The organism is Mycobacterium sp. M26 (genome assembly GCF_001494595.1).
In the GTDB taxonomy this organism is placed as follows: Bacteria; Actinomycetota; Actinomycetes; order Mycobacteriales; family Mycobacteriaceae; genus Mycobacterium.
Genome location: NZ_LN929908.1, coordinates 2,803,889 through 2,823,169 on the forward strand (window position 1 = coordinate 2,803,889; position 19,281 = coordinate 2,823,169).

18 protein-coding genes and 1 pseudogene are annotated in these 19,281 nt (G+C 64.9%); 8 read left to right on the forward strand and 11 right to left on the reverse strand.

Annotated elements, in window-relative coordinates; genetic code table 11:
• The first annotated feature begins 3 nt into the window (after positions 1–3).
• A pseudogene (locus BN3385_RS22695) lies at positions 4–1,523 on the forward strand (MCE family protein).
• Between the two features lie 64 nt (positions 1,524–1,587).
• Complete coding sequence (locus BN3385_RS22700; protein ID WP_059020205.1) at positions 1,588–2,046, forward strand: MaoC family dehydratase; 459 nt, start codon at positions 1,588–1,590, stop codon at positions 2,044–2,046.
• Positions 2,047–2,076: 30 nt separating this feature from the next.
• Here BN3385_RS22700 and BN3385_RS22705 read toward each other — a convergent pair whose 3' ends face one another.
• The gene (locus BN3385_RS22705) at positions 2,077–2,850 is read right to left on the reverse strand and encodes an SDR family NAD(P)-dependent oxidoreductase (protein WP_059020207.1); all 774 of its coding nucleotides are present in this window, start codon (positions 2,848–2,850) and stop codon (positions 2,077–2,079) included.
• Between the two features lie 122 nt (positions 2,851–2,972).
• Between BN3385_RS22705 and BN3385_RS22710 the strand changes: the two genes are divergently transcribed.
• A complete protein-coding gene (locus tag BN3385_RS22710; RefSeq protein ID WP_059020209.1) occupies positions 2,973–3,548 on the forward strand; it encodes a TetR family transcriptional regulator in 576 nt (191 codons plus the stop codon).
• Positions 3,549–3,610: 62 nt separating this feature from the next.
• Positions 3,611–4,819, forward strand: a complete 1,209-nt coding sequence (locus BN3385_RS22715; RefSeq protein ID WP_059020211.1) for an amidohydrolase family protein — start codon at positions 3,611–3,613, stop codon at positions 4,817–4,819.
• On the opposite strand, the gene BN3385_RS22720 is transcribed toward BN3385_RS22715, so the two are convergent.
• The 10 genes from BN3385_RS22720 to BN3385_RS22765 form a co-directional block, all read right to left on the reverse strand.
• The gene (locus BN3385_RS22720) at positions 4,816–5,562 is read right to left on the reverse strand and encodes a FadR/GntR family transcriptional regulator (protein WP_059020213.1); all 747 of its coding nucleotides are present in this window, start codon (positions 5,560–5,562) and stop codon (positions 4,816–4,818) included. The two genes, BN3385_RS22715 and BN3385_RS22720, sit on opposite strands and share 4 nt — an antisense overlap.
• Positions 5,563–5,650: 88 nt before the next feature.
• Positions 5,651–6,433 (reverse strand): enoyl-CoA hydratase/isomerase family protein, encoded by a 783-nt coding sequence (locus tag BN3385_RS22725; protein ID WP_082690598.1) that lies wholly within the window; start codon positions 6,431–6,433, stop codon positions 5,651–5,653.
• Between the two features lie 13 nt (positions 6,434–6,446).
• Positions 6,447–7,649 (reverse strand): CaiB/BaiF CoA transferase family protein, encoded by a 1,203-nt coding sequence (locus BN3385_RS22730; RefSeq protein WP_231748798.1) that lies wholly within the window; start codon positions 7,647–7,649, stop codon positions 6,447–6,449.
• A 1-nt stretch (position 7,650) separates the two neighbouring features.
• On the reverse strand, positions 7,651–8,769 hold the full coding sequence (locus tag BN3385_RS22735) for an acyl-CoA dehydrogenase family protein (protein ID WP_059020216.1): 1,119 nt from the start codon (positions 8,767–8,769) through the stop codon (positions 7,651–7,653).
• A gap of 68 nt (positions 8,770–8,837) precedes the next feature.
• Complete coding sequence (locus BN3385_RS22740; protein ID WP_059020218.1) at positions 8,838–10,025, reverse strand: acyl-CoA dehydrogenase family protein; 1,188 nt, start codon at positions 10,023–10,025, stop codon at positions 8,838–8,840.
• Between the two features lie 8 nt (positions 10,026–10,033).
• On the reverse strand, positions 10,034–10,819 hold the full coding sequence (locus BN3385_RS22745; protein WP_059020221.1) for an enoyl-CoA hydratase-related protein: 786 nt from the start codon (positions 10,817–10,819) through the stop codon (positions 10,034–10,036).
• On the reverse strand, positions 10,812–11,657 hold the full coding sequence (locus BN3385_RS22750; RefSeq protein WP_156432853.1) for an enoyl-CoA hydratase-related protein: 846 nt from the start codon (positions 11,655–11,657) through the stop codon (positions 10,812–10,814). Before BN3385_RS22750 ends, BN3385_RS22745 begins: the two co-directional genes overlap by 8 nt.
• A complete protein-coding gene (locus BN3385_RS22755) occupies positions 11,650–12,543 on the reverse strand; it encodes an SDR family oxidoreductase (protein WP_059020223.1) in 894 nt (297 codons plus the stop codon). The genes BN3385_RS22750 and BN3385_RS22755 overlap by 8 nt, the downstream gene beginning before the upstream one ends.
• Before the next feature lie 23 nt (positions 12,544–12,566).
• Complete coding sequence (locus BN3385_RS22760) at positions 12,567–13,442, reverse strand: amidohydrolase family protein (protein ID WP_059020225.1); 876 nt, start codon at positions 13,440–13,442, stop codon at positions 12,567–12,569.
• An 11-nt stretch (positions 13,443–13,453) separates the two neighbouring features.
• A complete protein-coding gene (locus tag BN3385_RS22765) occupies positions 13,454–14,245 on the reverse strand; it encodes an enoyl-CoA hydratase/isomerase family protein (protein ID WP_059020227.1) in 792 nt (263 codons plus the stop codon).
• A 91-nt stretch (positions 14,246–14,336) separates the two neighbouring features.
• Between BN3385_RS22765 and BN3385_RS22770 the strand changes: the two genes are divergently transcribed.
• Genes BN3385_RS22770 through BN3385_RS22785 form a run of 4 tightly spaced genes read left to right on the forward strand, consistent with a single transcriptional unit; the run spans position 14,337 to position 19,278 of the window.
• Entirely contained in the window at positions 14,337–15,560 is a 1,224-nt protein-coding gene (locus BN3385_RS22770) for an acyl-CoA dehydrogenase family protein (RefSeq protein WP_059020229.1), read from the forward strand.
• The gene (locus tag BN3385_RS22775) at positions 15,557–16,774 is read left to right on the forward strand and encodes a CaiB/BaiF CoA transferase family protein (RefSeq protein WP_059020231.1); all 1,218 of its coding nucleotides are present in this window, start codon (positions 15,557–15,559) and stop codon (positions 16,772–16,774) included. The genes BN3385_RS22770 and BN3385_RS22775 overlap by 4 nt, the downstream gene beginning before the upstream one ends.
• Positions 16,775–16,797: 23 nt before the next feature.
• Positions 16,798–17,832 (forward strand): hypothetical protein, encoded by a 1,035-nt coding sequence (locus tag BN3385_RS22780; RefSeq protein ID WP_059022339.1) that lies wholly within the window; start codon positions 16,798–16,800, stop codon positions 17,830–17,832.
• Positions 17,833–17,841: 9 nt separating this feature from the next.
• Positions 17,842–19,278, forward strand: a complete 1,437-nt coding sequence (locus BN3385_RS22785; RefSeq protein WP_059020233.1) for a class I adenylate-forming enzyme family protein — start codon at positions 17,842–17,844, stop codon at positions 19,276–19,278.
• Positions 19,279–19,281 lie beyond the last annotated feature (3 nt).

Sequence of the window (19,281 nt, forward strand, 5' to 3'; positions counted from 1 at the left end):
ACGATGGACCAGCTGACGAAGACAGTCAAGATTCAGATCGTGATGTTCACGGTGGTCGCCCTGGCGGCGTTCCTCGCGGTCGGTATCGGCTACATCGGCCTACCGGCAATGCTTTTCGGCGTCGGCCGTTATACCGTGACGCTGGAACTTCCCTCGTCGGGCAACCTGTACCCGACCGCCAATGTGTCCTACCGGGGCACAGAGGTGGGCCGGGTGGAGTCTGTAGACCTGACGCCCACCGGGGTGATGGCCACGCTGTCCATGGATTCGGGTGTCAAGATCCCGTCGAATCTCGACGCCGCGGTTCACAGCCAGACGGCGATCGGCGAACAGTACGTCGCCCTGACCCCGCGCGACGCCACATCTGCTCCACTGCGCAATGGCGACGTCATCCCGGAGAGCAGAACGAACGTACCGCCCAGTCTGAACTCATTACTCGACGCGACCAACAAAGGCTTGCAGGCCATCCCGAACGACAGCGTCAAGACCCTCATCGACGAGAGCTACACAGCGCTGGGCGGTCTCGGACCGGAATTCTCCCGATTCGTCACCGCGGCAACGACGTTGGCCAGTGGCGCCAAGCAGAACCTGAACGATATCAACGCGCTCATCGACGGCTCAGCGCCGGTTCTCGACAGCCAGACCCAGACGGGTGACGCGATCTCAGACTGGACGTCGCATCTGGCCACCATCACCGGTGAACTCCGTGACCGGGACACCGCGGTGGCCGGTCTGCTGCACAACGGACCCGCGGCAGCCGACGCCGCCCGGCAGTTACTCGACCGACTCAAGCCGACCCTGCCGGTTCTGATGGCGAATCTGGCGAGCGTCGGTGACGTGGCCGTGGTCTATCAGAACGACATCGAGCAGTTGCTGGTGCTGCTGCCGCAGGGTGTGGCTAACCTGCAGGGCAGCCTGATTCCCAATCTGAATACGCCCTATGGCTACAAGGGCAGCTTCCTGAGCTTCAACACGATGAACCAGAATCTGCCTCCCCCATGCTTGACAGGCTTCCTTCCTGCGCAGCAACGGCGCACTCCGGTTGAGGTCGACGCCCCCGACCGGCCCACCGACGACCTCTACTGCCGACGTCCGATGGACTCGCGCTGGAATGTGCGCGGGGCGCGCAACATCCCGTGCGAGACACGCCCGGGCAAGCGGGCCGCAACCGTCAAGATGTGCGAGAGCGATGAACCATACGTGCCGCTCAACGACGGGATGAATTGGAAGGGGGACCCCAATGCGACGTTGTCGGGCGGGGACGTACCCGCCCCCCGCTCAACGACGGGATGAATTGGAAGGGGGACCCCAATGCGACGTTGTCGGGCGGGGACGTACCCGCCCCCCAGCCCGGCTCAGCCCCGGCTCCCCCTACCCTGGTCCCGGCTTTGGCTGCGGCCGAATACGACCCGGCCACCGGGGCGTACGTGGCACCGGACGGCAACACGTACTACAACGCCGACCTCGCCAAGGGGACCGACAAGCCCACCCTGCAATCCATGCTGATGCCGGGTGCCGAATGATCCGTGTTCCGCTGCGTACCTCGGCAGCCGGCTACCGGCCGCCACGGCCATGAGGAGGAATTCGATGCGCGTGTTCAACTCCGCCGCAGACATCACGGCGGCCGTCGGCGAGGAACTCGGCGTCACTGACTGGTTGACGATCACGCAGGATCGAGTCAACACATTCGCCGACGCCACCGGTGATCATCAATGGATTCACGTCGACGTCGAACGAGCGGAGAAGGAGTCACCGTTCGGTGGCCCCATAGCGCACGGCTACCTGAGTCTGTCGCTGTTGCCCATGCTGGGCTGGCAGATCTACACCATCGATGGCGCGAAGATGGGCATCAACTACGGCTCCAACAAGGTTCGTTTCCCGGCCCCTGTACCGATCGGTGCACGGGTACGGTTGCGCTCGACGCTGCAGGCTGCCGACGTGCTGCCCGACGGCGCGGTTCAGATGGTGGTCAGCCAGGTCTTGGAGATCGAGGACCATCCCAAGCCGGCGTTGGTGGCCGAGACTCTCAGCCGTGTCGCATTCTGATGGCGCGGAGGCGCTTCCTCGTCCCGAACATCAGTAGCGCATATGGGAACCTGCGGCGACGTTGAGGATCTCACCGGTAGTCGCCCGAGACTGATCCGAGATCAGGAACGCCGCCGCCGCGACGATATCGTCGACATTCGGTAACACTCCCATCGGCGATTTCGCGCGCTCCAGTTCTTTGAGATCGGGATGCAATGCATCGATGAACCGGGTACCGGTCACCGCGCCCATGGTCAGTGTGTTGACCCGGATCCCGAACGGGCCACCCTCGTGCGCGCAGCTTCGGGTCAAGACGTTGAGTCCCCCCTTCGACACCGCGTAGGGAGCTTCGATACCCAGTCCCCCCACGTCCGGCGCATAGGTGGAGACGTTGAGGATTACCCCACCATGGCCGGCGTCGCGCATCTGACGCATCGCCTGACGTGACAGCATCCACGGCCCGCTCAGATTCACGGCAAGCACCCGATCCCAATCGGCGGGGTCGTAGTCGAAGATGGGTCCGATCACGTTGTGTGCCGCATTGTTCACCAGGATGGCAATCGGCCCCACCTCGTCGAGCACCCAGTCGGTGACTTCCACGATCTGGTCCCGGACGCCGACGTCCAGGCAGCGGGCGTATACCGTCGCCCCCGTCTTGTCGGCAATCTCGTTGGCAGCGCTCACAACCCGGGTCGGATGGGAGTCGGTGACCACGACCGTGGCGCCGTCCTCGGCCAGCCGCGTCGCGATTGCCTTGCCGATTCCCTGCCCAGCAGCGGCAGTGACAAGGGCAACCCGACCCTGATGTTCCCTGGGCTCGCTCATCGGTCGAATCTATCCGATAAATGATTGAGTGTGTTTTCGGGCACGCTTCGTGATGCCGTCCACCGCGAACCCACGTTGCTATCGTCAATGACCAGCAACACCGGCCACAGACGAGAGTGCACATGACATCCCTGCGCGAGCGGAACCGCTCCCGTACCAAGCGGGAGATCGAGGCGGCCGCCATCGAGTTGTTCGAGTCCGCCGGATATGCCGCGACCACGGTCGAACAGATCGCGCGGAAAGCCGGGGTGTCCAGCGCTACGTTCTTCCGATACTTCGGATCAAAAGAGGAGGTCCTGTTCACCAATGAACAGGACGCCGTCGACGAGATGGTGGCGCTTGTTGCCGCGCGAGAGGACCGCGCCGCCACCCTGGCGGCTTTGAGCGAACCCATCGCCTGCTTCGCGGAGGGCTATCTCGACGATGCCGATTCCGAGACCCAGCGAGTCACGCGCCTGGTGATGACCACGCGCGACGTGGAATCGCGCAGTATGCGGATGCGGCTGCGCTGGGAGCACGCCGTCGCTCACCAGCTCGCCGACGAGCGCGGGGGCGACATCGAGCCCGGGGATGTGTTGATCGCCAATCTGGCCATCGCGTGCTTGACTGCCGCGCTCTGGCAATGGCAGTCCGCTGCGCGTCCCGCAGCGATCGGTCCGGTGGTTCGACGGATGTTCGCGGAGGCGGTTCGCCAATAGTTGTGCGAGAGTCTCTCAATTTGATAGCGTCTCGCCAAAGACGCTCTGATGAAGGAGAGGCCATGGCGCTCATTCCAAACTCGGTAGGCACCCTGCCCTATCACATGGCGGACTTCGACCAGCACGCCCAGGAGACCGAGGATGCGTTCACCCGGTTCATGCCGAAGGCGAAGCTCCATACCGCGGTCCGACCGGTCAACGTTCCCGGATATGCGCACAAGATGCTGCTGGCAAACGATCGCCTGGTGACCGCGCTGGAGAACGACCTCGACATGGCCTACGTCCCGGGCTCACTGGTAGAGATGCTCAAGCAGCGCGCCTCGGGAGATGCTGCAGAAGCGGAGCGCTTTTTCGAACCGATCCAGGAGGAGTATCTGGATCGCGACAAGCGTCTGCTCCAGCTCGAGGAGCAACAGATCGACAAGGCGATCATGTATCCCAGCGGATGGGGCCTGCTTGCCGAGGCGTACCTCAACGACTCCGAGGTGCTCTATGACAATCTCACCGCATTCAACAAATGGATTGAGGAAGATTGGGGTTTCGCCTACAAGGACACCATCTACGCGCCCGCGATGCTGTCGATGCGAGACCTGGGCCGGGCGTGCGCAGAACTGGACCGAGTGCTCGACGCGGGTGCACGTTTCATCCTCCTTCCCGCTGGCCCCGCGTACGGCCGCTCGCCAGGTGACCCCTACTTTGATCCGTTCTGGGCACGAATCAATGAGGCCAAAGCCGTTGTCTGCTACCACATCACCGAGTTCTACTACCAGGAGAACGTCGCTGCGGACTGGGGCTGGAAGCTCTGCCCGCCGTTCGGCTTCTCAGCGTGGCAGTGGCAGAACTCCTACGGCGAGCGGCCCATCACCGACACGCTCTCGGCGCTCATTTTCGATAACCTCTTCGGCCGGTATCCGAACATCAAGGTGCTGGCGAGTGAATTCGGCGCGGAATGGATCCCGCACTTCATTCGCCACATGGACAAGAGCCGGGGAATGGCACGCGGCGGCACCTGGCTCGGCGGCCAGCTGAGCGAGCGGCCCAGCACCATTTTCAAGAACCACGTTCGGGTGGTCCCGTATCCGGAAGACAATGTTCCCGAGCTAGCCGATCGCCTGGGGACCGTGGACTGCTTGGTGATGGGCTCAGACTGGCCGCACGCCGAGGGGCTGCGGGAGCCGGCCGAGCTGTTCTCTCGGGTTGCCGGGCTGGGTGACGATCGGCGCAAGGCTTTCCTGCGCGACAACGGGGTTGCCCTGGTCGCGGGGACCTAGGAGAGGACCTCGACCAACGTTGAGTCAGACTCTCCCACCATGAATTTTTCGACGGCCTCAAGATGGCGACGCCAGTGCCGCTGGGCGGCCTCGGTGTCGCCGTCGGCGAGGAGTTTGACGAGCCGAACGTAGGCTTTCTGTGCGGTGACGTTCGCCTCGGCCTCGAAGCCTTTCGGGTGTGCAGCGATGAAGACGGCGTTGTGGGCGTCGATGATCTCGAACAACATCTGGCCCAGTGTCGCCATGGTCGCGCTTCCGGTGGCCCGGACGAGTGCCAGATGGAACTTCACGCTGTAGTGCGCGAACTTCTCTTCGTCCTCGGTCAGGCCGTCACCTTCCTGAATCAGCTCCTTGAGTTCACGGATCGCCGACTTGCTGCGGCTATTGCCTAACAAGCCCACTGCGGAGACCTCGATCTCGGTGCGGGCCCGGTAGACGTCGCTGAGCGGTGTTCCCTGATACTGCAACAAGATTCCCACGTATCGAGCGGCCACGGAGCCGTCCGGCTCGAGGACCCGACCGCCGCCACGCGCGCCGCGCAACACCGTGATGATGGCCTCGGATTCCAGGATGCGGAACGCCTCGCGCAGCGTCGGGCGTGAGACACCAAACTCCTGCATCAATGCGGCTTCGTTGGGCAGCAACTCGCCCGGTTTGAGATCTCCCGTGACGATGCGACGGCGTAAGTTGGCCGCGACCAACTCGCTGGCCTTGGGAACCTTGACCAACGAGGACTTCTGCATGTGCGGTGCCGTGTTTCTCTTCAACGAATCGTCTAGTTCATTGATTGTAACTGTTTAGATGATGAAGGCACGGTTCAGGCTCCAATCGCTAGGTTGGGCGCCGGCGCGCTTCCGCGCGGTCGATCATCTGTTGCACCAATTGCCCGTGCTCGTCCGACTGCACACTGTGACGTTCGGCGGCGATCGCCTGATCGAGGACTCCGGCCAGCGTCCGCAACGGCAGCGCGTTCATCAGCCGTTTGGTGTCCTGCAACGCCCGCTGCGGTATCGCGGCGAGCCGCTGCGCGATCTCCATCGCGGTGTCGACCGTCTTGTCCTGCGGGACAACCCGACTGACCAGACCAAGCTCCATCGCCCTGGTGGCACTGATGCGCTCGCCCAGGAACACCAGCTCCTTGGCCCGCGCGAGGCCGACCAACAGCGGCCAGAGCATGGCGGCACCATCGCCGGGGACAAGTCCGACGCCCAGATGCGGGTCGGAGAGGAACGCCGTATCGGCAGCCACCGCGATATCGCACAGCGCGGCCAGACTCGCGCCTAGCCCGACCGCGGGACCATTGATCGCCGCAACCAACGGCTGTGGAAGGTTCAGCATGCTCATCACGGTGCGCCGGGCTTCCTCGAACACGGTATGGCCGACGGCTGGGTCGCTGCGGGTGGCAACCATGAGCGAGAAGTCACCGCCGGCGCTGAACGCCTTTCCGGCCCCGGTCAGCACCACAGACTTGATCGTGTGGTCGTTCGCGATCTCGTCCCATACCTCCGCAAGCCGGCGGTGCAGAGCCGCATCGGCGGCGTTGGTGTGCTCGGGCCGGTTCATGCGCACCAACGCGACTCCACCATGCCGTTCGACCACAAGTACGTCGGTCATTGCCATCCTTCCGTCAGATGAGCCCGTCGCGGCGCCACTGTGTGATGCGGTTGTCGCCGAACCCGAGTTCCTTCAGCAGAACCGTGGTGTCCGCGCCCAGCGTTGGGGCAGGGCCGCGAACGTAACCGGGGCTGTGCGACAAACCGACTGGGAAGTCGGCGATCGGCGCGGGAACTGGAAGCCCCGGATAGGCAACGCCGACCAGATGACCGCTGGCGCGCACGCGCGGATCCTCAAGAAACTCCCCGGGACGCAACACGGGGGCCGCAGCAATACCGGCTTCCTGCAGTTCGGCCATGACATCGACGTTGGCGCGGGTCGAACACCAGTCCCCGAAAATCCGGGATAGTTCTACGCCGTTGACACCCCGATCGGTGTCCGTGGCGAACCGCGGATCGTCAAGGAGATCGGGCCGACCAACGAGTTCGCACCACCGTTGGAATTGCCGGTTGCCGACAACCGAGGCCATCACGTGGCCGTCCTTGGTGGCCAACACGTCGAACGGCCCCGACGTCTGACCCCGGTTCCCGGTCGGCTCACGTTGGACACCACGCACCCGGGCTTCCACCGTCTCCCTGTTCGTCATCAACAGCCCGGTCTTGAGCAGCGAGCCCTCCACGTGTTGCCCCACACCGGTGCGGTGCCGATCCAGAAGAGCCGCAAGAGTTCCCATAGCAAGAAGACTTCCGGTGGTGAAGTCGACGTAGGGCACCCAGCATCGTGTCGGTGCTCCAGGCTCACCGGTTAGGGCGATGGCACCGCTGAGCGCCTGAATGGTCCCGTCGAAACCGATCTGGTCGGCGTAGGGACCCCCCTCGCCGAACGCCGTGGCGGTGACGAGCACTGTCCTCGGATGACGCGCATGCAACGCGGCCCACTCGATGCCCATCCGCGTGCGGGTCTCAGCGGGCAGATTGGCTACGACCACATCGGCGGTGCCCAACAGGGCATCGATGATCTCGGACGCCTCGGGCCGGTGCGCCTGCAGCGTCAGCGACCGCTTGCCACGGTTGCAGACGAGATACATTGCGCCCGAACCGTCTTCGGCCACCGGCGCGATATAGCGATCGTCGCCGCCGGACGGTCGCTCGATTCGGATGACCTCCGCGCCGAGGTCGGCGAGCAATGCCGCGCACCACGGCCCGGCGACGTGTTTGCCGAAGTCGAGCACCCTGGTGCCCGAAAGCACGCCGTCGCCCGCCGTCGTCGATGCCACGTCAGACCAGCTGGACCAGACGGGCAATCCTCTCCCGATGAACCGACGGCGAACCGAACAGAACTTCCGAGGACTTCGCCCGTTTGAAGTACAGATGCGCCGGATGCTCCCAGGTGAAGCCGATTCCGCCATGCATCTGGATGCTTTCCGCGGCAACGTGGTAATACGCCGTGGAGCAGTACGTCTTGGCGATGGAGGCCGCCGTCGATACGTCCTCGGCGCCCGAGGCCACCGCGGCGCTGGCATAGCCTGCGGCCGACCGGGCCGACTCGAGTTCGACCAGCATGTCGGCGCACCGGTGCTTGATCGCCTGGAACGACCCGATCGCCCTACCGAACTGCTGGCGCACCTTGAGGTAGTCGATCGTCGACTCCAGGACGAAAGCCGCACCTCCGACCTGCTCGCATGCCAGCGCAACCAGGGCGCGGTCGAAAACCTGCGACAAGGTCCGCCACCCATCACCGTCGGCACCGACCAGCGCGGCCGATACGTTGTCGAGACGCACTGTCGCCAACCGCCGGGTCAGGTCCATCACCGGCAGGTTGGTCGTCGTCAGGCCGACAGCATCGCGTTCTACGGCGAACAGCGACACCCCGGCGTCCGTGCGGGCCGCAACCAACATCAGCCCGGCCTGCGATCCGTCCAGCACATAGTTTTTCGTACCATTGAGCACCCAGCTGTCCCCTGCGCGTTGAGCGCTGAGCTGGATGTCGCTGTCGGACCATTCGGCGGTGCTTTCGGTCACGGCGACGGTAGCGGTCAACGTACCCTCGGCGATCGCAGGCAGATAGCGCTGGCAGGCCTCGTCGTCACCCGAGAGGAGCAGAGCGCCGGTGGCCAGCGCCACCGTCGACAGCAGCGGGCCGGTGAACAGGCAGCGACCTGCTTCCTCCATCACCACTGCCAGTTCGTCAAAGCCGTAGCCGGCTCCCCCGAGCTCCTCGGGGATGATCAGCGACTGCAGGCCGATCTGTTCGGCGGCGGTACGCCAGGCGTCAACGTCATAGCCCAACTGCGAGTCGATTTGTTCACGAACCTGCTCCTCGGCGGAGTACTTGCGCAGGAAGGCACGCATCACGTCACGCAGGGCCTCCTGCTCGGGGGTGGTGATCAGCGCCATACAAGTTCCTGAGGATCGTGCCAGAACAATGGGAGGTTAAACAGTAACATATTTATACTCATTGGGGATCAGCGCGGCAGCCCGAGCACCCGCTCTGAGATGATGTTGCGCTGGATCTCCGAGGTGCCGCCGTAGATGGTCTCCGCCCGCGACAAGAGGAAAAGCTTGCGCGCGTCCTCAGCCGAGCGCTCGGTGGCTTCGTAGACCGCCTCCACACCGTGGACGTCCATCGACAACTCCCCGATCCCCTGGTGCAGTACCGAGGCGAACAGCTTGGAGACCGTCGCCGCGGCCGCCGTAGCCGCACCCGGCGCCGGACTATCCTCATCGAGGAGGTCCGCGACGATCCGCAGGTTGGTGAATCGCATCAGGTTGACTCCGATGTAGGCGTCGACCAGGCGCCGACGCAGCCACGGATCATCAACGGCGCCGCTTCTTTTCGCAGTCGCAATCAAATCGGAGACTTCCCGCTGCATGGCCAGCTGCATGGGCATCAGCGCACTGCCGCGTTCCATTCCCAACGTCGCCATGACGACCCCCCAGCCCCGGCCCACGCCACCGACAACCATATCGGCGTCGGCCCGAGCGTCGTTGAAGAAGCACTCACTGAACTCTTTTGAGCGCGCGAGGTTCTCGATCGGACGGATATCCACGCCGGGTTGATCAACCTCGACCAGCAGCAGGCTCAAACCCTTGTGCCGCAGGGTGATATCCGGATCGGTGCGGCACAGAACATACAGCCAATCGGCATGGTGCCCGAAGGTGGTCCACACCTTCTGGCCGTCGATGTGCCAGCCGTCGGCGTCGAGCGCCGCTTTGGTGCGGACCGCGGCGAGGTCCGATCCCGCGCCGGGTTCACTGAAACCCTGTCCCCACATCTCCTCGACGGCCAGGATTCTGGGCAGGAAGCGTTGCTTCTGGGCCTCGGTGCCGAATTCCAGCAGGGTCGGGCCGAGCAGTTCCAACGCCTGCGTGTTGACCCGGGCGGGCGCGGCGGCGCGCGCGTACTCGTACTCGAAGATGATTTCCTCGGCCAGGCCGGCGCCCCGGCCGCCGTACTCCCGCGGCCAGGTCAGGCCCAGCCAATTGCCTTCAGCCAGTTCCCGTTCCCAGGCGACACGCACGTCCCATGCGGTGTCGTCGGTGGGACTTCCCACTCCGCCATGCTCGGCGAACTCACCCACGAGGTGCTCGGCCAGCCAGGTGCGGACTTCATCGCGGAAGTCGGCATGGCCCGGTGCGATATCGATGTCCATGGTTCTCTTCAGAAGTTCAACGGTGAGTAGGGCGGGAACCTGGGCGGCCGCTTCTCGGTCAGACTGGCCACCCCCTCGGTGAAGTCCGGTTGGGCCTTGGCCAACGTCAAGAGATACTGGGCTCGCACCCTCGCGGCGTCCATCGTCGACTCACTGTCGTGCCAGATCTGCGACTTGATCATCGCCATTGCGACCGGTGACACCGTGGACGCCAACCGATGTGCGAACTCCATCGCGTCGGCGACGACATCGGTGCTTGAAACATGTTGGACCACACCAAGGTGTTCGGCCTCCTCGGCGAGAAATATCCGGGCGGACGCCAGCAGGTCGAACGCGTGGGCCGGCCCCACGAGTCGCACGAGCATCCAGGCCGTGGCGTCCTCGGCGGGTAGCCCGCGTTTGGCGAAGGCGGTGCTGAATTTTGCTCCGGCGGCGGCGAACCGGTAGTCGAAGGTGAGTGCCTGAGCAAGTCCGATCCCGGCACAGGAACCGTTGATGGCGCCGATGATCGGCTTCGGGATGGTGGTGGCGTAGGTCTGGGGTCGCCGGTTGGCCGTGTATAGGGCGCCGCCCTGGACGTCGGCAAGCACCTGGGGGTCCAGTCCGGGAACGAACGAGTCACCGGCACCTGTCACCACGATGACGCGTACTCGATCGTCGGCAGCGGCGCGATCCAGCGCGTCGTAGAACTCGGCCTCCATCTGCGCGGTCCACATGTTGCGCCGCTCCGGACGGTTCAGCGTCAGCAGAACGGCTCCGCCGTCGTCGACCTGGTAGAGCACGGTGTCAGTCATCGCCGGTCCAATCGCCGCTGAACTCCGGTAGTTGGGCGTACTTCGGCCCGCTGAACCGCGGAGCCCGCTTGCCGAGAAAGGCTTCCACTCCTTCGGTGGCGTCGGCCTGGCGGCCGGTCCACCGGAACGTTTGCCACTCTCGGCAGAACGCGGCCTCGCGATCGGTGTCGCTGAGCATGGCGTAGAGCATCTGCTTGGTGATTCCCACCGCGGCGGGTGCGGTGTTGTCGGCGATGTCCTGAGCGATCTCGCGGGCTCTGGCAAGCACGCCATCACCCGGCACAGCCTCGTGCGCGACTCCGAGTTCCTTTGCTTCAGCACCGCTGAACAGCCGCCCGGTAGTCAGCAGCTCGACTGCCTTGCCGATGCCGATCAGCCTGGGCAACAGCCACAGTGAGTTCTGTTCGGGGATCAATCCCCGCCGGGTGAACACGAAGCCGTACTTGGCGGTCTCGTTGACCACCCTGATGTCCCATTGCAGGGGAAAGGTGAGGCCGATTCCCACCGCCGAGCCGTTGAGCGCCCCGATGATCGGGGTGCGTAGCTGCCACGGGCGGGGCCGGGCAGCCATGTCGGCTTTGGCCCGCCGGTGCTGCTCCGGATCGAAGGCGAAGTTGGTTCCGCCGGGCTCCATGTCGGCGCCGGCCGAGAACAACTTTCCCGCGCCGGTCACGATAATGGCGCGAACCGTGTCATCGCGGTCGAGCCTGTCGAGTTGGCGGTGCAGTTCGACCTGCATGGCAGATACGAAGGCATTCCCCCGCTCCGGGCGATCAAGCCAGACCGTACCGATGCGACCGTCGACATCCACCCGGATGCCGTCGACGATGTCAGGCACGGGGCTTACCGGACCCGTCGGAGTTAGGTCGCGCCTGCGCGAGCAGACTGGGGATGACCTCGCCGAGTTCGGCTGGGTCCCAGCGGGCCTCGCGGCTGATGCCCGGGCCGGCCACCCATCCTTCGGCCACCGAGATCCCGCCACCCTTGACGTTGAACACCCGGCCGGTGACCTCTGCCGCTTCGGGCGAGGCCAGCCAGACGACCAACGGTGAAATGTTGGCAGGCGATCCGGCGTCAAACCCGGTGCGCTCTTTGATCTCCGCCATCGCCGCGACGTAGGCATCCAGACCCTGTGTCATCTGGGTCAGCGCGCTGGGCGCGATCGCATTCACCGTGATGCCCAGCCGAGCCAACTCGTCGGCGAGGATGACGGTGAACGCCGCAATCCCGGCTTTGGCTGTGCCGTAATTGGATTGGCCGACGTTACCGTATAGCCCCGAGGGCGAGGAGGTGTTCACGATCCGGGGGTTGTCGACAGGATCCCCGGCCTTGTGCCGTTCCCGCCAGTAGCTCACCGCGTGCTTGGTTGGGGCGAACGTCCCCCGCAGATGCACCTTGATGACGGCATCCCACATGTCGATATCCATGTTGACGAACATCTTGTCGCGCAGGATGCCTGCGTTGTTCACCAGCACGTGCAGACCGCCGAACTCGTCCAGCGCGGTCTGGATCAGGCGACCTGCACCATCCCAGTCGGAAATGTCGTCGTTGTTCCCCACCGCCTGACCACCGGCCGCGACGATCTCGTCGACGACCCCTTGTGTCGGCCCCAGGTCGTTGACGACGACCTGGGCGCCCTGGCGGGCGAATTCCAACGCGTGTTCGCGGCCGATACCGCCGCCGGCACCGGTGACGACGACGACCCGTCCGTCATGCAGGCCCATCTGATCCCCTTCCTCTGATGTCTCTAGCGAGGCGGTCCGAAGACCGCGCGGGCGTTGGCGCCCAGGTATCCGGTTCGGGACTCACCCGTCAGCGCTAGCGCCGCACCCTCGGTCACCGTGCGATCGAACGGCAGGATCGGGTAGTCCGAGGCCCACATCAACTTGCGGGGGTTGCGCTTCTGGGCGAAGCGCAGGATGTCGTCGGGGATGTACTTGGGTGCCCACCCGGCGGTCATCGCGTACACGTTGGGATGTTTGATCAGCATCGCGACGGTTTCGGAGATCCACGGGTCGCCGAGGTGGCTCATCACGATCTTCAGATCCGGAAACGCCAACGCGACTTCGTCGATGAGAATGGTGCGTTGCAGTTTGGCCGGTTTCATCGGGCCGGGGACGCCGACGTTGATCGACACCACCGCCCCCTCGTCACAGGCCGCGGTGTACAGCGGATAGGCCAGCTTGTCGTCGATGGCGATGCCGGTGAACATCGGGATGATCCGTAAACATTTGATGCCGTACTCGCGCACCGCGATTCGGACATGGCGGGCCGCCTCGTAGGCCAGCCGCGGATCGATGCCCACCGAGGTGACGAATCGGCCCGGGTATTCGGCCTGGATCCCGGCGAGCCGTTCACAGGTCTCCCGTAACACCACCTCACCGGTTTTGGTGCCGTGCACGTACGGTGCGGTGATATCGCGGGGCGCCTTGGACAGCACGCCGCCGGCGATGCCGAGCCGATCCATCTCGGCGATCACGTCGGCCATCGTCTCGCCGCCTTCGTAGGCGGAGTTACCCCGCTTGAAGCGCGCCACCACCGACGGATCGGGAGTCACCTCACCGGGCAGGTACGGCAGATTGATCCAGGCATCGAAGATGTCCGGTGCGGCGTCTGTGGACACCTGCTGAACTCCTATCGGCCGATGTAGTGGGGAGGGCGCTTGTCGGTCATGGCGGCCAACGCCTCGGCGGCGTCCTCTGTGGCGGCCACCACGGCGAAATGCGACGAGATGAGATCCAGCGCGGTACGAAGGTCGGTGTTGGCCGACTGGTAGGTGGCCCGCTTGATCATCCGCACGGTAACCGGGGCTTGATCGGCGATCGAGCGGGCGAACCTCATGGTCTCGGCTTCGAGTTGTTCGGGCTCGGCCAGCCGATTGACCAGGCCGATCCGCAATGCCTCGTGAGCGTCGATGAAGTCGCCGGTCAGAAGGAGTTCGAGCGCCTTGGACGTGCCCACGATGCGGGGCAGGTAGTACGCCCCGCCGTCGCCTGGCGTCAGGCCCACCTTGACGTAGCCCTCCGACACCCTGGCCGAGGTGGACATGATGCGAAGGTCGCACATCAGGGCCATGTCCAGTCCCGCCCCGACGGCCACCCCGTTGATCGAGGCGATCACCGGTTTGTCAAGATCCGCCAGCGCAAGGGCCACCTGATGAATCTCGTCGTGCAATTGGCTCTTGCGCTGCAGCGGGGTCAGGTCGGGGTTGGCGTTCGATATCGACGACAGGTCGACACCGGAGCAGAATGCTTTGTCTCCCGTTCCGGTCAGCACGACGACCCGGACCGAATCGTCATTCTTGGCGTCCCGGATCAGCTGCGCCCAGCGGTGAATCATTGGGAATGTGAAGGCATTTCGCGCCTGCGGGCGGTTGAGCCGAATGGTCGCAACCCCATCCTGCACCGACCACAACAGTTCCTCCACGGGGAACCTCCTTGCCGGCGGCGACGGGACGGCGAGACCGACCTGGACAGGGGCTCGCTTTAATCAGCTAACTGATTGTACTATACGACACATGCCCGCTCCGATGGACAGCATTGCCTCGCTGCCGCTGTCGCCCGACGACCTCGAGTTCCGCGACGAGGTCCGCACGTGGCTCGACGAGCACCTGGTGGGCGAGTTCGTCGGGACGGCCGACCGTGGTGGGCCCGATGACGACGACAACTGGGAGCTGCGCAGGGACTGGGAGCGCCAACTCGCCGCCGGCAACTGGCTGGGACTCTCGTGGCCGCGGGAGTACGGCGGCCGAGCGGCGACGATGACGCAGGAGATCATCTTCGCGATGGAATGCGCCGCCGCCCAGGCACCGCCCAGGGCTGCCTTCCACGGCGAGACGCTGATGGCACCGACCGCGCTGGTCTACGGCACCGAAGAGCAGAAGCAACGGCTGCTGCCACCGATGGCTGCCTCCGAGGTGGTCTGGTGCCAGGGCTACTCCGAGCCCGGCGCCGGTTCAGACCTGGCCAATATCTCGACGCGCGCCCACCGCGACGGTGACGAGTGGGTGGTGTCCGGCCAGAAGATCTGGACTACCTTCGCCCAGCATGCGGATTGGATCTTCGCGATCGTGCGCACCGACGCCGGCTCGGTACGTCACGCCGGGTTGTCCTATCTACTGATCCCGCTGGACCAACCCGGCGTGGAGGTGGTGCCGATCCGCAGCATGCTCGGCGACAGCGGGTTCAACGAGGTGTTCTTTGACGAAGCCCGCACCTCGGTCGACAACATCCTGGGTGCCCAGGGTGACGGATGGAACGCCTCGATGACCACCCTGGGCCACGAGCGAGCCACTTCGGTGCTCAACTATCAGTTCTCGTTCGGCCGGGAGATGAACCAGCTTCGCGCCCTGGCCAAGCGCCGCGGCGCCGTGGAAGACCCGATCATTCGCCACCAGTTGGTGGACTCGTTCATCGGCCTGGAGATCATGGCCTACAACAACATGAGAACCCTGTCGGCGGCGCTACGGGACGGCAAGTTCGGCCCGGAGGCGTCGCTCGGCAAGTACTACTGGTCACGGTGGCACAAGGAATTCACCGAGATCGCGATGGACATCCTGGGTCCCGATGCGCTACTGGGCACCGAGTGGACAACCGGACCCGACACCGAGTCCGAGGCGGTACGGCGCGGGTTCATCCGGGCCCGCGCCGAGACGATCTACGCAGGCACCAGTGAGATCCAGAAGAACATCATCAGCGAACGTGTCCTCGGGCTGCCCCGAGAGCCGAAAGTCACCGCGTGAGCGGCCCGCTCACCGGTGTCCGGGTGCTCGATCTGAGCCGAATCCTGGCTGCTCCCCTAGCTTCTCAGTTGCTCGGCGATATGGGCGCAGATGTCATCAAGGTGGAGCGCCCCGGCGCCGGGGACGATGCGCGTCAGTACGGCCCACCTTTTCTCGGCGACCCCGGCAACAACCAATCTGGCTTCTACCTGAGCGCCAACCGCAACAAGCGGTCGATCACTATTGACCATGCCACCACCGAAGGGGCGGCGGTCATCGCCGAATTGGCGGCCCGATCCGACGTTCTCATCGAGAACTTCCGCAGTGGTGTGCTGGCCAAGTACGGCCTGGACGAGAAGAGCCTGCGGGCCGCCAACCCCAGGCTGGTGTACTGCTCGGTGACCGGCTTCGGCCAGGACGGCCCGTACGCGATGCGGGCCGGCTATGACGGCGTATTCCAGGCGATGAGCGGGATGATGAGCGTTTCGGGCCTGCCAGACGGAGAGCCGGGCGCAGGCCCGATGAAAGTCGGGGTGTCCATGGTCGACGTCCTGACCGGACTGTATGCCGCCTCGGCGATCCTGGCCGCGCTGCACCACCGTGACACCGTCAGCGGCCGTGGCCAGTACATCGACCTGGCACTTCTGGACTGCGGGCTGGCCTCGCTGTCGCACTACGCCCAGAACTACCTGATCTCCGGTGTCGCCGCACCGCGACGGGGCAACGGTGGCTTCGGCGGGATTCCCTCGCAGGCCTTCCGGTGCGCCGATGCCGAGATCTTCGTGGTCGCTTCGACACCGAAGCAGTGGGCTGGCCTCAGCGCCGCGCTGGGCCGCCCAGAACTGGCCGACGATCCCCGATTCGCCACTGTTTCGGCGCGGATCGCCAACCGCGACCTGGTGCTGGAAACCCTCGACGAGATCTTCGCCCGCCACGACGCGCAGTACTGGGTGCGCCGCCTGGAGGAGGCCGACGTCCCGGTCAGCCCGGTCAACACGATGGATGGTGTCTTCGCCAATCCCCAGATTCGGCATCGCACCATGCGCTGGCACGTGAACGCCGCCGACGGGGAGCCGCTGGACCTACTCGCCAATCCGATCCGTTACTCCGACACACCGATCGACTCGTACACACCGCCGCCCCGACTCGGGCAGCACACCGACGAAGTGCTCGAAACCGTGCTGGGCAAGTCCGAAGCCGAAATCGAACTGCTGCGGAAGGCACACGCGATATGACCCACCTCCAGGAAGGACCATCGATGGTCAGCACCAAGTTCCCCGATACCCGCAGCGCAACAGGGACATTTGACCACACGGCCATCGCCTCCGGACGCCGCTTCGACGCCCGCGAATTCGTCGAGAACACACCGGTTCTGGGCCTCGAGCGCGAGGCGGGCTACATCTGGGGGACGCTACGCGACGATGAGGGCACCCTATACAGCACGATGCGTCGGATCGCCGCAACCCCACCGGAAGCGACCGCGGACGGCCGGCAATCACTGGGTGGCAAGCACATCGTCGTCTCGAGCGGAACCGGTGAGCCCGGTCTGCACTTGCGCCGCGAGCCACGCGGCGCCGTCGACAGCGCCCACATCAGCGCGACCCTGACCGACGAGGACACCGTCACCTACGCGTCGGCGCCGGGCGTCGACGGTAGGCCGATGCGACTGAGGTTCAGCGAGGATGATTTCTCCTACAGCGAAGCCGATGTCCTGGAAGCCAGCGGATACATGGTGGCACCGCCGCTGCAATGGTTCCTGCCTGGTCGCGACGCCGCATTGCTCTACATCACCCAGACCTTTCTGGTCGACGGCATCATCGCAGGCCGCCCGATGCGGGGATTCCTCTTTTGGGAGGAAGCATGGATGTATCCCGGCGGACGGCTGTACCGGGACAAGGATCCGCTACACGACGCGGAATACCTCACGTGGTACTCGTGGGCCAATCACTACGACGATGGCAGCTGCGAGATCGGCCACTTCCTGTTCGGCCAGCAGAACTACCACGTCGGCGTGACCGCGCACAGCGATGGCACCGTCACCTCGGCCCGCCAAATGGACGCCGTGATCACCCGCGCACCCGACGGGCACTGGCATGACGGGATTTCCTACGAGCTCGACGGTGTGCGCTGGGTCTGTGAACCCGACCCCGAGGGCCATATGCGGGGCCTGGGCCCGATGCCGAATCCCCAGCAGGAAGGCAGAATTCACCGCGTCGATGACCTGCGCGTCCCTGATGTGTGGATGGCTTGGGGTGAGACCGTCCCCGGCAACGGCAATGCCAGGCGGCGGTAGCCTGCGCTCATGATCAGCAGGCCGGTCGACGGTTATGCCGGCTATCTCACGCGGGCTGCCGCCCGCTGGCCGGCCAGGGTCGCCTTGCGATTCGAGGGCGCCACGTGGACCTACGCCGACCTGGATTCCACGGCGTCTGTGGCAGCGCGGCGCCTAGCGGCCGCGGGGATCACCACCGGGACCCGGGTACTGCTGCTGGTCGAGAACTGCCCGGAATACTTGATCGCGCAGTTCGCTCTTGCTCGGCTTGGGGCCGTCTTCGTCACCCCCAACCCGTATTGGACCGACACCGAGGTAAGCCATGCCATCGGCGCATCGGGGGCCACGGCAGCGATCCACACACCACGCTTCGACTCGGCGGTATCGGGGTTGGACGTCACGATCCCAGTCGACACGCTCGTCGACGATATGCCGCCTGCAAGCACGGAACACGCTGCGCAACAAGATGATCAGCCCAGCTACATCCCGTTCTCCTCAGGAACCACCGGTATGCCCAAAGGCGTGGTGCACACCGTCGGCAGTCTGTGCGGCGCAGTGGAGCAACTGCGCCATCACCTGGCCCTCACCGACCGGGACCGGCTACAGATATCGCTGCCGCTATGCCACATCTTCGGAACCACGATGAGCGGAGCAGCGATCAGTGTGGGCGCCGAGATGACCCTGTTCCGGCGCTTCGACCTCGACCGTGCACTCGCTCACATCCGCCAGGCGGGTGTGACAATCTGGCCGCTGGCCGGAGCCGTCGCCCACCAACTGGCCGAACGGACCGATCTACGTCCGGAGGACTTCACGTCGTTATGTTTCTTCATGTGGGGCGGTAGTGCCGTCCCGACCGCACTGGCCGACCAGATCACCGTCCGGACGGGGGTGCGGTTCCTGTGCTCCTACGGCATGACCGAGGCCATGACGGTCGCCTTCAATCCGGTCGACGAGCCCGCGCAGTGGCGACTGGACTCCCCTGGTTACCCCACCCTGGGCACCCAGCTGCGGCTGGCGGACAACGGTGAACTCGAAGTCCGTGGACCCAGCGTGGCCAGCGGGTACGCCTCGGGTGAGTCATCGGCTTTTGGCGCCGATGGTTGGTTTCGCACCGGTGATGTCGCCGCCATCGATGACGACGGCCGAGTCCGAATCATCGACCGCGCCAAGGACATGCTCAAGGTGTCCGGATTCCAGGTGGCACCGGTCGAGGTCGAGCAGGCGCTCATGGAGCATCCCGGCGTGATCGATGCCGCCGTCGTGGGTCGCAGTGACGAACGCGCCGGCGAGATACCGGTGGCGTTCGTCGTGAGCTCCGACCCGGCCCTGACGTCGACCACGTTGGACGGCTGGCTCGCCGGGCGGCTGGCCACCTATAAGCGGCCCCGGGAGTACCGATTCGTCGAGTCACTACCCCGCACCCCGGGTGGCAAGATTCGCCGCGCCGAGTTGCGCCCCCCCGGTTGATCG

Bases quoted from the DNA above. Each gene is read 5' to 3' on its own strand.
- BN3385_RS22700 (WP_059020205.1), top strand. From the start codon at position 1,588: ATGCGCGTGTTCAACTCCGCCGCAGACATCACGGCGGCCGTCGGCGAG.
- BN3385_RS22705 (WP_059020207.1), bottom strand. From the start codon at position 2,850: ATGAGCGAGCCCAGGGAACATCAGGGTCGGGTTGCCCTTGTCACTGCC.
- BN3385_RS22710 (WP_059020209.1), top strand. From the start codon at position 2,973: ATGACATCCCTGCGCGAGCGGAACCGCTCCCGTACCAAGCGGGAGATC.
- BN3385_RS22715 (WP_059020211.1), top strand. From the start codon at position 3,611: ATGGCGCTCATTCCAAACTCGGTAGGCACCCTGCCCTATCACATGGCG.
- BN3385_RS22720 (WP_059020213.1), bottom strand. From the start codon at position 5,562: ATGCAGAAGTCCTCGTTGGTCAAGGTTCCCAAGGCCAGCGAGTTGGTC.
- BN3385_RS22725 (WP_082690598.1), bottom strand. From the start codon at position 6,433: ATGACCGACGTACTTGTGGTCGAACGGCATGGTGGAGTCGCGTTGGTG.
- BN3385_RS22735 (WP_059020216.1), bottom strand. From the start codon at position 8,769: ATGGCGCTGATCACCACCCCCGAGCAGGAGGCCCTGCGTGACGTGATG.
- BN3385_RS22740 (WP_059020218.1), bottom strand. From the start codon at position 10,025: ATGGACATCGATATCGCACCGGGCCATGCCGACTTCCGCGATGAAGTC.
- BN3385_RS22745 (WP_059020221.1), bottom strand. From the start codon at position 10,819: ATGACTGACACCGTGCTCTACCAGGTCGACGACGGCGGAGCCGTTCTG.
- BN3385_RS22755 (WP_059020223.1), bottom strand. From the start codon at position 12,543: ATGGGCCTGCATGACGGACGGGTCGTCGTCGTCACCGGTGCCGGCGGC.
- BN3385_RS22770 (WP_059020229.1), top strand. From the start codon at position 14,337: ATGCCCGCTCCGATGGACAGCATTGCCTCGCTGCCGCTGTCGCCCGAC.
- BN3385_RS22780 (WP_059022339.1), top strand. From the start codon at position 16,798: ATGGTCAGCACCAAGTTCCCCGATACCCGCAGCGCAACAGGGACATTT.
- BN3385_RS22785 (WP_059020233.1), top strand. From the start codon at position 17,842: ATGATCAGCAGGCCGGTCGACGGTTATGCCGGCTATCTCACGCGGGCT.